The 12,900-nt window shown below is 46.6% G+C and carries 8 protein-coding genes; 4 read left to right on the forward strand and 4 right to left on the reverse strand.

The annotated features are described in order from the left end of the window. Nucleotides 1-19: 19 nt before the first annotated feature. Nucleotides 20-5,794: a conjugative transfer relaxase/helicase TraI gene (gene traI, locus ACTRWI_RS12285; RefSeq protein WP_499131735.1), complete on the reverse strand. Its 5,775-nt coding sequence runs from the start codon at nt 5,792-5,794 to the stop codon at nt 20-22. Nucleotides 5,795-6,397: 603 nt separating this feature from the next. Then, entirely contained in the window at nt 6,398-8,485 is a 2,088-nt protein-coding gene (gene traD / locus ACTRWI_RS12290; RefSeq protein WP_499131736.1) for a type IV conjugative transfer system coupling protein TraD, read from the reverse strand. A gap of 140 nt (nt 8,486-8,625) precedes the next feature. Between traD and ACTRWI_RS12295 the strand changes: the two genes are divergently transcribed. From ACTRWI_RS12295 to ACTRWI_RS12305, 3 genes are all read left to right on the forward strand, one after another. Further along, complete coding sequence (locus ACTRWI_RS12295; protein ID WP_499131738.1) at nt 8,626-9,210, forward strand: DUF2913 family protein; 585 nt, start codon at nt 8,626-8,628, stop codon at nt 9,208-9,210. Between the two features lie 16 nt (nt 9,211-9,226). Further along, a complete protein-coding gene (locus tag ACTRWI_RS12300) occupies nt 9,227-9,640 on the forward strand; it encodes an H-NS family histone-like protein (protein WP_499131740.1) in 414 nt (137 codons plus the stop codon). 416 nt (nt 9,641-10,056) lie between these two features. Then, nucleotides 10,057-10,335 carry a hypothetical protein gene (locus ACTRWI_RS12305; protein WP_499131742.1) on the forward strand — a complete coding sequence of 93 codons (279 nt, stop codon included), beginning with the start codon at nt 10,057-10,059 and terminating at the stop codon, nt 10,333-10,335. A gap of 60 nt (nt 10,336-10,395) precedes the next feature. Here the strand turns inward: ACTRWI_RS12305 and tpx are convergent, their stop codons facing one another. Next, entirely contained in the window at nt 10,396-10,893 is a 498-nt protein-coding gene (gene tpx, locus ACTRWI_RS12310) for a thiol peroxidase (RefSeq protein ID WP_171369456.1), read from the reverse strand. A 549-nt stretch (nt 10,894-11,442) separates the two neighbouring features. Here tpx and ACTRWI_RS12315 point away from each other — a divergent pair. After that, entirely contained in the window at nt 11,443-11,616 is a 174-nt protein-coding gene (locus tag ACTRWI_RS12315; RefSeq protein WP_499131743.1) for a hypothetical protein, read from the forward strand. A gap of 719 nt (nt 11,617-12,335) precedes the next feature. Here the strand turns inward: ACTRWI_RS12315 and ACTRWI_RS12320 are convergent. Further along, complete coding sequence (locus tag ACTRWI_RS12320) at nt 12,336-12,890, reverse strand: hypothetical protein (RefSeq protein ID WP_499131745.1); 555 nt, start codon at nt 12,888-12,890, stop codon at nt 12,336-12,338. Nucleotides 12,891-12,900: the final 10 nt, after the last annotated feature.

The raw sequence follows: 12,900 nt of genomic DNA on the forward strand, positions 1-12,900 counted from the left end.
CTACCCTTTTTATTGCTGATTATCTCTCCAGTTCTTTTTCTATTTCTCGGTCTTCATGAGAGGCGTCTATATCCTTTTCTAACGAGATGGATTCTTTTTGTTGGCTTAGGTTACTATTGTCGAAATAGTCCAATGCTTGACTGTCTTGCGCTTTTCTTTCCTTTAATTCATCGATTTCTAATCGCTGCGAGTGTTCGTCTTTGAGAATATCGCTCTTATCTTCTTCTGTGATGCTAGATATCTTATCGAGTTTATGTAGACACGATTGAATATCGCGATGCAAATCCTCTTCTGTTATAAAGGTAATGTCTCTTCCGTGAAAGTTCTCCATGATTTTTTCAATGTTGTTGGGATTCAAATCTTGATTGCCTTGACTCAAAACAATGATCACATTTTGTCTCAATTCGTCCGTAGATAGATTTTGGATGTCATTTTTATGATTGACGTTAATAATGTCGATGTTCCCTTGGGTTTCTTCTCGAATTAAAAAGGATTGCTCAATAGACGTGCTGATGATTGTCGCGTGTAAATGCTCACCCTGGTGAAACTGCGTAAATTGCTTCGATTTTGTTCCCAATATTCTCGGGTTAATGTCGAGGGTGTTGTCTTTATTTCCGCTAGAATCTAAATAGGTAATTTCAACGGCTCTCGTTGCTCCATGTTTATCGTGAATGTTCGTGAGCATCGCGGGGTGGAGGGCTTTATCTTCAGAAGAGTACACGGAGGGGTGGTATTTCACATGCTCATTCTCAATATTATTGACCCCCAATTTATTCAGGTACGTTTGTACTAATGAATCGTTAATCGGTTGACTCTGTTTGATATACTCCTTGGCCCTCTCTTCAAATTGCGCAATGTGTCTTGGTGTGGTGTTCAGTAATTTGTCGTGATTCGGGTTTTCAGATAGTTGATGTTTATCTGGATCATTGATCATACTGTTCGCCATATTCATCGCCTCCTTATAGCCGATGTCTTTGTGACTCATCATGAGGTTAACGAGTGAGCCTTTTTCACCTGTGGTGTAGTCCTTGAAATAACCACGGTGGGAGCCGGTTAAACTCACTTTAATAGCAGATTTACCTATCCCGAAGGTTAGATAATCTCGATCCGATTTACTCCTATTTGGCGCCCCTAATAATGCTTCTGCGAGGCTCTCTGTATATTTAGGGAGCGTCTCATTAATGTGTGTTTTGAATTTTTGATAATCAAAATCACCACTGGCATTTTGAAAACGCGTGTCCTCATGGGGCAGTGCATTGCGGTTAAAATACACGGTGTTGGTGGGCGGCGTCTGCTCGATGGTTTCCAACGCGCTCGATTTGTGACTCTCTTTGGATAGCCAGGTTTTGACCAGGTGCTCCGTGTTGTCGGTATAGAGACGTATGTGCTGACTGGCACGGGTGACATCGATACCGGCGCGTCGAAGATTGGTCAATGCGCCTTTGCTCTTAATGGCGGTGATGACGTGTGGGTAGGTTGACCCCTGAGCCATATCCGCCGTGCGGCTGTAGGCGTAATCCCAATGCCCATCTTGCAGGGTCGACGGGTTGATGGTTAGTGATTGTCCAGCCGATGATTGCGCCAAGATAGCCTCGGGGGTGGCGTGAGTAATGCGGTATTCGACGTTCGCTTTGATGTCACGCGTCTTATCGGTAAAGCGCGTCACGATTTTATCCCCGGTTGAAAGTGGCTTTTCAGACACCGAAAACAGGGTGGTGAACGTATGGTCACGGTTTCGAGGCAAGAAAGTGGCCGTCTTACCCGTTTTCTCATTTTGCAGTGTCACGATGCCATGCTCTGAATCGACGCCAGTAATGGTCGCGTATTCCCCTGGCTTAGTACTTAATACTAAGCCTTTTTGATAAGGCATCATGGTGGAGAGCTCTTCGCCTGTTGCGCCCACGGAGCGAAGGCGTGTCGCCACGATGTTCTCTTTACCTAGCTCTCCGTTTTTGATGAGGCCACTGCGAATGTACTCGGTAATGTCATCACGCTCGGCGTTGGTGTAGGCGATGATGAGAGTGTGCTCTCGCGTCTCTGGTGTGCGCTCTAAGTAATCTTTGGCCACAACATAAGGAAGTTTAGCGGTGGCCTCTAACTGCGCCTGGCGTTTATCCTGGGTGTGCTCATTGAGCGTTGAGATCACGTGCTGGGTTTTCCCTTGCGTGTCGGGAGCCTGTTTTTGGAGTTTATCGAGCGCACTGTCTGGTTGTTTATCAATGGTGTTTTGCGCCGCATTGAGTAGCGTGTCGTTTTGCTGACGGACGATGTCAGTCATATCAGCGCTATCGATGCGGCCTTGACTCATCGCCAGCTCAAACGGCTTACCGGCACTGAGTGATAACAACTGCTCTTTGTCCCCTAAAAGAACGGCTTTGGATTGACTGGCCAGAATGAGATCGGTGAACGCTTTGGCTTGCTTGTTGCTGACCATGGAGCTTTCATCCACAAAGAAGAGGCTGCCCTGGTAATCACTCGGCTGACGGTTTCCTTGGCGCAAGTCGGTTAATAAACTTTCTAAGGTCTGCGCTTTAACGCCCTTACTTTCGAGCTCTGAGACGGCCGAGTGGGTGGGGGCTAGACCAATGACGGTTTGCGCTTTCTCCTGGTTAACGGCTTTCACCGATTGAATGAGTTCAATATTGGATTCGAGCATAGTGGATTTACCCGTGCCGGCTAAGCCCTGGATGGCCACAACACTGTCTTTGGTGGTCGAAATGAGCGTGATGCTGCCTTTTTGACCCTCTGTGAGTCTGGGTTTGTCGGCCAGATAGTGCGCCACCTGTTTTGCCGAGGCAAACGGCGTGTGCTGATGCTTACCTTGATCAAGGTTCCGTAATATATGTTTTTCGGTGTCTAGCGCGGCTTGGGTGGTCCACCGCGTGCCGTCACTGTACTGCGCGGATAACGTGTCGCTGCGTTTGGCCAGCTCCGCCTCAATATGGGATTTTGTAACGGATGTGCCCGCTTCTTCAAACGCGTAACGTACCGCCTCAATCACCAGCGCTTTTTGACTAAAGGCGGCTTCTCGCTCTGAGAGGTGGTTCAGTGCAAAGCTCACGGCTTTTTCTATGGTGGGAGCGTTTTGCTCGCGAGAGAGGGCGGTCAGGGCCGCGTTGACGTCCTGTTTGAGCTCATTTGCAGTACGACCATTTAAATAGCGGTCGTTGACAGGGTTTGGTGTCATGACGCGCTCGATGGCCGACGGGGCGATGTGCGTTTTATCTAAAGCGTGTTGGGCTTTGTCTATGTTGTCGGTGAAGACATCGATGCGCCCACTTTTTTCTGTCAGCTCTGTGAGCAGTGGCTTAGACAAGGTGAACGCTTTAGCGGATAGCAAAGTATGCGATTTGGATTGGATATGACTGGCTGTATGGACGTAATCATAGTGAAGAGGGGCATCTTTGAGTGCGTTCAGCGGCAGGCTCTTGGTTTGGCCTTGATGCTCTAGGGTGATGGTGTCTTTATTGAGCGCTGTGATGCGATAACTTTGATGCGCGATTAAACCGGCGGCTTTATGGTGGCTGACGGCCTTAATGCGTTCACCGACAGCCACATTCAGGCTGTCAGGTTTGGTGAGCTGCATGCGTCTGTTTTTAAAGTCAGAGCTGGATGGGTCAAAGCGAACGCTCTGGCCATCTTGCTGGCGAAATGCGGTCATGGTATTGCTCTCTTTATCGATGCTGGCGATGACAAAGCGATGGGGCTGCTTGTTTTCCCACTGAGTGAGTATCATGCCGGGTTTGTAGTGTTGAACGAGGGGCTGTTGCGTTTTAGAGAGGAAGTGAGGAGCTTGAGTAAATAGGGTGGTCTCGATGCGAGACAGGGCGTGGGTGTTTTTTAATTGTGTCCTTATTGCTTCGGTCAGTCGCCGTTGCTCGACACCAGAGGTGGCCAACACTTGGGTTTGGTCTTTATCAGGCAGGTCGGCATAGACACGGGCGAGTCGTCGTGTGTCACTCTGATGAAGCGTCACCTGGCTGTCTTGGCTTTTCCCATTGACCCAAGTGTGGCTCTCAACATGGCCCTTACGGTAGAGCTCGATGGCATTGTGGGCTTTAAAGCCTTGCCGGTTCGTGACGCGATTGAGCATCACCACTTTGCTGTTCGATTGCTTGGCCTTTTCAGTCAGTGCCAGCAATTCATTGGCACTCAGTTTATTGGCTTCATCGATGAGCAATACGTCTTTGTTGGTCAGGGGTAAGTCACCGTTCAACAAACTGTGTGTGGTATGACGATGCTCTGAGCTGAACAGTTGGCTGACCCAGGCGCTCAAAGTGTGGCTTTTTCTTTGAATGCTGTCCATGCTGTCTTGTTTCTCCCTGGCATTGGGTGAAACCAAGTGAACCCGTTTTTGGCTATGGTGACCGACATTCAGTAGCTGCTGAGCCATCGGTTTTGAGTCGCCGTGAACGTTCACGATGTGGAACTGTTTGGTGGACTGGTACACCTCCGTGAGGATTTGTTGCTGCTTGTGAGAGGCGTTGAGCTGATTAAGAACGCTTGGATTAACGTGGGTTCTCATGTGGTGCGCTCGGCCTTGAGTCGCGTCCATAAGCGCGCGCTCGTTATCGAGGAGGGCTTTGGATGTGTACTGTCCTTTTTCCTGAAGCGCAATCAACTGACCGCTTTTGATAAGCTCATCGGTGGCTTGCTTTAAATCTAGAGCATTCAATTGCGTTTTACCGAAAGTGAAATCAGCAGCCGCGCTCTCGATGATTTTTTCAATGTGCAAGGTGGTTTTATATTGTCCCAAATGTTCAACGGCGCGATGGATGGCAGCCTTAGCTTCTTGTGGTGAGGGGCCGACACGTTCAGTTGAAGCACGCTTTGCCAGAGAAACTAACTGAGCAGGCTCATGCCCGTGCTCTTGGATCTTGGCTTGCCATTGGTGATTGAGTGTTTCATGGCTGTGATAGGTTTTGGCTTTGCGTGTATCGAGGGCGGCCGTATCTCTGGCGGTTTGAGTATTACCGAAATCCAACGCTTGTTGGTCTATTTGTTTTTTTCTTGTGGAAAAAGCATCAATAAGAGATTCGGGTACGCCAGTCACTTCAAACTGGCCATTTCCGACCCCTCGCATACTGAAGCCAAGGTTTTCAGCGCTTTTGGCAAGGTGGCTTTGGTACAGTGAGGTGTAATATTTTTGAAAATGATAGATGCGTTCACCCGCTCCGTTAATCACCCCTCCTTTTTGCTTGAGGCACGTTGATAACGCGCGTAATTCTCCTGCTTGATCCCGCGTCATATTGGCGGCGAGGGCGTGAGAGTGGAGCTGCATGTCATTCTCACGACTGGTTTTATGGCGGATCACTGCAAACATCATAGCGTCGGTGTCTTCGTACTCCTGGACGCCTTTTTCATGCGTTACTTTGACTTGCGCGACGTCTTTCTCTAACTCTGCGAGCGCGAACTTAACCGCATTGTTGTGAGCGTCGATTAACCGTGTCTCACCCCCCGCTAAAGCTAAGATACTGATGGACTTCGGGGCTGAGAACGTCAGGTCGAAGCCTGATTTATGATTGGCTCGCTTGCCTTTAATGGTTTCTTGGCCAAGATGGCCAGAAAGGACAGACTCTAAGGTCTCTTTTTCGACCGGCTTTCCCGCTAAATTGACCTCTTCGGCCAATTTCCCGTGCCAAAAAGTGGTTTCAGGTTGGTCTGCTTCTTTTAGGTAATAATTATCACCGTCTTCTTTCTCAAGGGTGACGTCGGGGAGGTCTTTCGGGTTTTCTTCACCAAGGTAGTATTTGGTCGCGCCAGAGGCGGATTTGAGGGGGCTAATCGAAAGCATGGCATTTTCCTTGTGCAATGCCAACGACCGCTGGCAGCAATGCTGAGCGGTCATTGGGGTAAATGGGGCTTTAAATACCTTGGATAGCAAGGTTTCAATGAGTCGTTAATGCACTTCTAGTGCACTATAACTAAATGGTTTGTTGTTAATGAGTCGGACACAGCGCGTTTTTGGAAAACAGTAAACCGCAATACAAGAAGAGCAATCCAATAGAGTGTAATAACCCAAATAATGAGTGCTCCATCGTGATGCACAGTAGTAATATTAACGCAGCCGAAGTCAGCACAAGATAGTGAGGGGAGTTGGGACGCCTTTTAACAAATAGAGCTGCGATGCGCTTAAATCCATAAAGGAATAACGAACCCATGGCTGCGATGAAAAAGTGCGTCCATTGAAATGGGAGTTCGGTGATCTGCATTAAGCACAGTGCGGAAAATAAGAGCGAGACTACGAGGGCCTCAAAAATGAGCTGAGATAGGTGAGTGGTCATTTAATATCACCTTAATTTAGAATGTGCCATCCTAGTGATGACACATCGTTGGTGTGAGATAAGGACTCGGTTAGGGGGAGAAGCTTGAATGTGATGGAGTGTCTACGTTGACGTTATTCCACCATACCTCCAGGCTCCATCTCAACGGGAGGTGAGATGGCTTGCTCTTCAATGACACGTTGCGCCTGCTCCTGGTACGCGTGATTCGCTTCGGGCTCCGGCGTCACCATTTGTTGCACCGTATCGCTTTGCATGGCTTCTTTCATTTGTCTTGTCTCTGTCACCATTTCTTCTTTGCTTTCAAACTGACCGTGTTGACGGTTGAGAAGAGGTTGCTGATCTTCTTTTGAAAGGTGAAGACCCGGCGCGACCGTTTCGTAGTAGACGGCTTGCGAATAGGCTTCTTGCATACCTTGTGACAATGTCACTTCCCTTTTATGGAACGAAGGGCAGATGTCTTTCATGACATCGAACTCTAAGTCCAATTTCGTAATGAGATCGACACCTGGCGTGCGCAAGTAACATTGTAAATCGTCCAGAGCTTGTATTTCACTCGGAGAAACCACCGGTCTGGTCACCGTCTGATGCCCTAGAGATACGCCATCACGCAAGGTATTCGCGCCATACGACACGTTTTCCTTGGAAATATCGACCTCTTGCTCACCTAAATCCTTGGAGGAGATTTGCGCCATTTGGGCTGAGGGCGCTCGAAAGAAAAAGCGCGTGTTCAACAAATCAAACATCTCATCGGCGGCGTTCTTGCCGTAGGTCTTGACCAACTGCGCGTACGACTGGATACCAATCAAATAGCACCCCCCGAATTTTCGAACTTCGGCAATAATGGAACCCAGCTCAGGGAGTTTATGAAGACTCGGCATCTCGTCCATTAATACCCAAATGCGTCGATCTTCATCGGGCTCCAACCCTAAAATGGCATTGGATGCTATTGCGAGCCACATCGAGATAAGTGGTCTCAGTGAAGCGTGCTGTTGGGCGTTGCTCGATAGGAACAAAAAACCCCGTTGCTCATCGTCTTGTACCCAATCAGTGATGGAGAATTTCTTTTGCAGAGCGTCACTGCGTTTGCTGTCGTCCAACCCATCCAAGAAGCGCAAGCTTTTCATGTAGGTCGCCAGTACGGATTTTATGGAAATGGCCGTTTTTTTGATGTCTTTTGAGGCGAGAGACGCCGCTTCAGTGCCTTCTAAAAAGTTACCGAGCGCTTCGAGCTCACTCGTGAGGATCAGGCTGAGTAAGCGGGCAGTGGTCGCCGGTTTACTGTCTTGGCCCATACGGTACGCCGTCGATGAGAAAATGGTGCGGGCCGACTCAACCCAGAACGGGTCTCCATCGCCGTGTTGCGGGATGAGGGCCGCCGCCATGTTTTCAAAATCGGGCGCGTCTTTGGCATCGCACCAGACGTCCCAGTTGGCGCATCGGGCATCAAACGGGTTTAAGATGACATCCGTTTCGGGACGATAGAACTTACTGGTGAACACACAGCCTTTATCGTAAATGATGGCTTTATCGCCTCGCTCGCGTATCCAGCGCACCAACTTTCGGATCATGACCGATTTACCCGCGCCCGTAGTGCCATCAATGAGCAAGTGTTTGACCTCAAATGACTGCTTAAGCAGAGCATGGCCATCAATCTTGAACGGTGAAATGGAGCCGTCGCCATAACCGCGTTTACGGTTCACTTTGGCGCGCTTGATTTGTGTCTTGGTTAGGACGTCAGGGGGCACCAAACGAAAACCACGCACATGGAAGTCTTCACTCTGTTTCTCCCCTTGCGCTTTGAAAAAGCGTTGCAAGAGATAGAAAATGAAAAAGCCGATGGCCATAGAGAGCAAATAGTAAACTTGAAAGTTATGCCACAGTTGATCGTGGATATCGAGCAGCACAGGGTTCTCAAGTTGAGTCGCAAGCGCAGACTGATAGCGTTCTCCCTCCCAAATGGTGGTCACCATGCTGTCGAGGGGTTTTCCTAATTTGGCGTAAACGATATTGCGCCAGTAGTAGAACTCGCCCCACAGCGCATTGGGTGGGGCTTGCCAAAATGTCAGCCCCAAGGTTGAAATGAGCATCCCTATACCGATGAACTTGATGAGCGCGTTATTAACTTGAAAGAACATTCGTATGGAGTGAAAGGTGACTTGGCCACCACGAGTAAAGTGGTTACTTTTTTTACGGGTACGCATCTGCGCTCCTTATTCAGCGTGAACATGAAGATAAAATGAGGGTAGGCGGGCGAAAGCCGCGTTCAAAGCCCCGCAGGGCCATGATTTTTAAAGAGACTTAGGTATATAATGCGCGCAAGATTTCACACACGGATACGGACATGAGTCGCAACCTGAAACACTACCAAGCCCTGGATGAGCTGGTGACCCATTCGTTATTGACGCTCTATTGCACCATGAGCCAGGAAGGTGGGTTTTGGACCGTGAAAAAGCGCAATGCGCTTTTGGTCAAACACCTCAAACCTAAAGTGAAGTTGGCTCAATTTTCGGTGTGTAAAAATGACCTCAAAACCATGCTCAATATCGGTCGTCAGGCCAATGGCAATCTAGAGCGAAAGTTATGGGAGGTAAACCGCCTAAACCTTGAATATCAGGCTCGTTTTTCACAGGCCGATGAACTTTACATTATGCTGACTGAGCTTAATGAGCAGCATCAATTTCCTTCCGAGCTCGACCATCCCGATAAAACCCACGAGATGGAGACCTTGTATATGACGAAATCTGAAATTGAAGACGGCTTTGATGAGGCCAATCGACAAATCAAACCCTTGGCCATGACCGTGAAAACCACGCGCCTTAAAGCGCTGATTGAAGCGGTGCAAGCCAAGGGCGTCTATCGTGTGGAAATCGACCATGTGGATGAGCAGGAAGTGATTCATCTGCTTTTACACCGAACGTCTCCTTAAACATCATGGGTAACCTATGACTGAAATGATAAAAACATTGCTGAACATTCGCGCGCTTCGTGCGTACTCACGTGAATTAACGTTAGAGCAACTGGAAGAAGCGCTCGATAAACTCACGACCGTGTGTCTTGAGCGTGTCGAAATCGAAGAGGCGGCCGAACAAGCGCGCGCAGAGAAAGAAGAAAAAGTGGCTCAGCTTGCCAAACAGATCGCACAAGAAGGCATTGAGGTTGAGGCGTTAATTGCCGCGCTGTCAGGACACTCGGCAGAGAAAACGAAAGGGAAGCGCGCACCACGCCCCGCTAAATACCGTTATACCGATGAACAAGGTACAGAGAAGACGTGGACCGGTCAGGGCCGAACGCCTTCAGCCATTCAAGGGCAGCTTGATTCGGGCGTGTCTCTGGATGAGTTCTTGATTGAGAAATAGGGCTTACTCTCTCCCAAGCAAGTTGTCACACGGCTTGAGCGTGAGTCGTGCGGATGCCGTGCCTTTGAGTTAAATGGATACATTTTCATCCACAGAAAGAGTGAGTAAGTCGATTTTAGCTTAATAAAACAACAGGTTGCATAATGGTTTTATTTCTATCCATAAGCCATTAAAAATTAAGGCTATGATATTATTCACAACAAAGCATTTCTCAGGTTTTCTCCGTTGTGAACAGTCGCCTCCTCCACGTTCAGGAGGCGATTGTTCGTCAGAAATCCACTTCGTACTAAGTGACGTTATGGTAAATAAGGGGCTGAGTGGTCATACAGCCAAAAAAGAAAGTGGTTGGTGTTGTTATTAGCACCTAAACACCTTAAAACATTATTACTAAATAAACACCTAACAAAGCACCAGTCATGACGCCATTATCGAAAAAACGTATAAATAATGCACTAGAAAAAATTCAAGAGTATAAAGAAATCAGCTCAGTAGAATCAAAGGAGCTAGATATAGTGTGCCTACTTATTCGCATCTGTGGGTTGCAAACAAAGAAGATATCAGAAGAAGAACGCAAGATACTGATTGACCATGCTACCGTGGTATTAGAGAGTGAAGTGGAATTTACAGAGAAAATGAGAATGGATGAGCCAAGGGATATTTTAGCTCATCTTAAAGGAATGCTAACAACTAGCTAAAACCCTACGATTACAAATGGTTCAATAGCCCGCTGATAAACGGGCTATTCTTCAATCTAATTAAAAAGCATTCAAGGCTAATGAGTAATTTGGCTCCTCAGTTATCTCTTTAACCAACTCTGAATGTGTCACTTTTCCATCAGCATTCACACATACGATTGCACGAGTTGCTAAACCTCTAAGAGCACCCTCTGGAATTAACACTCCGTAAGTTTCTGCAAAGTCAGAGTTACGGAAGGTAGATGCATGTTGAACGTTATCAATACCTTCAACTTCACAGAAGCGACCTACAGCAAAAGGCAAATCGGCTGATACACATAAAACCGTTGTATTTTTAAGTTTTGAAGCTTCTTCATTAAATTTCTTAACGCTAGATGCACAAACAGGAGTATCAATACTCGGGAATATGTTAATGATTACGTTCTGGCCTTTAAATGATGAGAGTGTCAAATCAGATAAATCCGAAGCCGTAAGAGAGAAATCTGGAGCCTGACTACCTACAGTTGGAATAGATCCTACAACTTTAACTGGGTTTCCTTGAAAAGTTACTTGTTCCATATTTACCTTCTTTTTATATGATATAGCTAATAAAAGCATAGTATTGAGTCAAGCCATGAAAGCTCAATATTAATTTGGCATCAATTAAAACACTGCTCATCGGAGCAGGTTCAATTGAAAACCTGAAAAACCGATGTTTATTATTCCTATGGTAAATGTGCGAGTTTGCTATCAGAAACAGCCCAAATGCAGCCTCAAACGCTCCTAGCGAAGATACGTTGCCGCATGGCTTGAGCGTGAGTCGTGCGGGTACCGTGCCTTTGAGTTAAATGGATACATTTTCATCCACAGAAAGAGTGAGTAAGTCGATTTTAGCTCAACAAAACAACAGGTTGCATAATGGTTTTATTTCTATCCATAAGCCATTAAAAATTAAAGCTATGATATTATTCACAACAAAGCATTTCTCAGGTTTTCTTTGGTGTGAACAGTCGCCACCTCCACGATCAGGAGGCGATTGTTCGTCAGAAATCCACTTCGCACTAAGTGCCGTTATGGTAAATCGACTAGTATTATAATTATTTATTGTCATTTCATTGCGAGGCTTTAATGGATAAAAAAACCATACAATTATCCCTACCGCTAGATTTATTTGAATTAATACAACAAGTTAAGAATGAGAAAAACATATCGCAAGATGAATTGATTCATCTTGCTTTGACTTCATACCTCATACCAGAAAAAACTAAAATCATTATTGGTGAAGATAAATATTATGGCTAATGAATAGGTCAAGAAGGCCGCCAATTTGAAGTGACCACCTTTGCTGTTAGTCCAAATTTAATGCGCGATATTCCTAATAGGGGTACTGCGCACTTTTCCCCGAAAAGTTCGCCCCTCTAACTCAAGGGGACAAATCGTTGTTCATTCTTCCAATTATGTTTAACAATAAATTCACACAATTGTTGCAATAGTGTAAATAGTCATTAATGTTGTAGAAGCTAGCTAGGCATTAATTAGCCAAAAATACGCGAAGGGATCTCGCCTGGAAGAAAGAACGATCCCAAACTCTTTCTTCACCCCAATCATCTTTGTAACCATCACCAACTTGGTGATGGTTTTTTTTACCCTCTCGAATGTCTAATATCACATATAAAATGATTCTCTCTCCCTTGAATAGTCATCGATAGAGGATGAGCTGGACGCTATGAAAAAAGTGCCGTCATTATTAACGACATGTTCTCCAAGCGTAAAAAAAGGCAAGCCAGGCTTACCTTTTTTCTATCATGTTTATCATCGCTCAGTCTAAAGCCGATGTGTCCAAGGCTGCGACTCTCGATACAAGAGATAGCCGCGATGTGACGTTCGCTTTAACAATCGCAAGACTTGAGCGTAAGTCGTGCGAATGTAGCGCCAGTCGTTTCCTTCCAGCATTTCTAAAATCATGCGATCGTTAGAGTTATATTTTATGCTGTTGTTTACCCCTTGAAGACCAAGTTTGCTTAGTAGTTAAAACCCACTAGACGATGCGCTTGTGGCACTTGGTCATAGCAAGGATATTTAGTCTGTAGACCGTATTTAATAATAGCGCTTGATGACATAAACGAAGCTGCACCGTTATAAGCATCAAAGCGCTCAGGGTCATACTGCAAGTCCCGCTCTAACCCGAACCAAACGATGTTCTCGATGAACTCGGTCGGGTTTTTCGCATTGTGGCTGACCGTTTTTAAACTGCCTCCTGGCGGACAAAACCACGGCACCACGTTAGTCTGAATTTGTTGGTTGATGCTACCAATGTGCGCCGACTGCATCCCCCACAAAAACGCCTTGAGCTGCGCGTGCTCCGGCGTACCCGGCTTATCAAGGTAGCGAATGAAGTAAGAAAGATTATCAACACGATCCATTTTCTCACTTTGATAATCAGATAACTCATTTGACTCGTACTTCGCGTTGAGCTTGGTGATTAGCGCCTCCAATTCAGGGCTTTTATGCCATGGCTGCGCCATCGCAGGCAAGCACACTAACACGCTCAGTAATCCCGTTATCATCCACTTCATGCTTCATTCC

The sequence above is a fragment of the Pseudoalteromonas sp. G5_S1_14_S5 genome, from assembly GCF_054968605.1.

Coding starts and splice junctions, on each gene's coding strand:
- ACTRWI_RS12300 (WP_499131740.1), top strand. CDS start 9,227: ATGACTGAAATGATAAAAACATTGCTGAACATTCGCGCGCTTCGTGCG.
- ACTRWI_RS12295 (WP_499131738.1), top strand. CDS start 8,626: ATGAGTCGCAACCTGAAACACTACCAAGCCCTGGATGAGCTGGTGACC.
- tpx (WP_171369456.1), bottom strand. CDS start 10,893: ATGGAACAAGTAACTTTTCAAGGAAACCCAGTTAAAGTTGTAGGATCT.
- ACTRWI_RS12305 (WP_499131742.1), top strand. CDS start 10,057: ATGACGCCATTATCGAAAAAACGTATAAATAATGCACTAGAAAAAATT.
- traI (WP_499131735.1), bottom strand. CDS start 5,794: ATGCTTTCGATTAGCCCCCTCAAATCCGCCTCTGGCGCGACCAAATAC.
- traD (WP_499131736.1), bottom strand. CDS start 8,485: ATGCGTACCCGTAAAAAAAGTAACCACTTTACTCGTGGTGGCCAAGTC.
- ACTRWI_RS12315 (WP_499131743.1), top strand. CDS start 11,443: ATGGATAAAAAAACCATACAATTATCCCTACCGCTAGATTTATTTGAA.
- ACTRWI_RS12320 (WP_499131745.1), bottom strand. CDS start 12,890: ATGAAGTGGATGATAACGGGATTACTGAGCGTGTTAGTGTGCTTGCCT.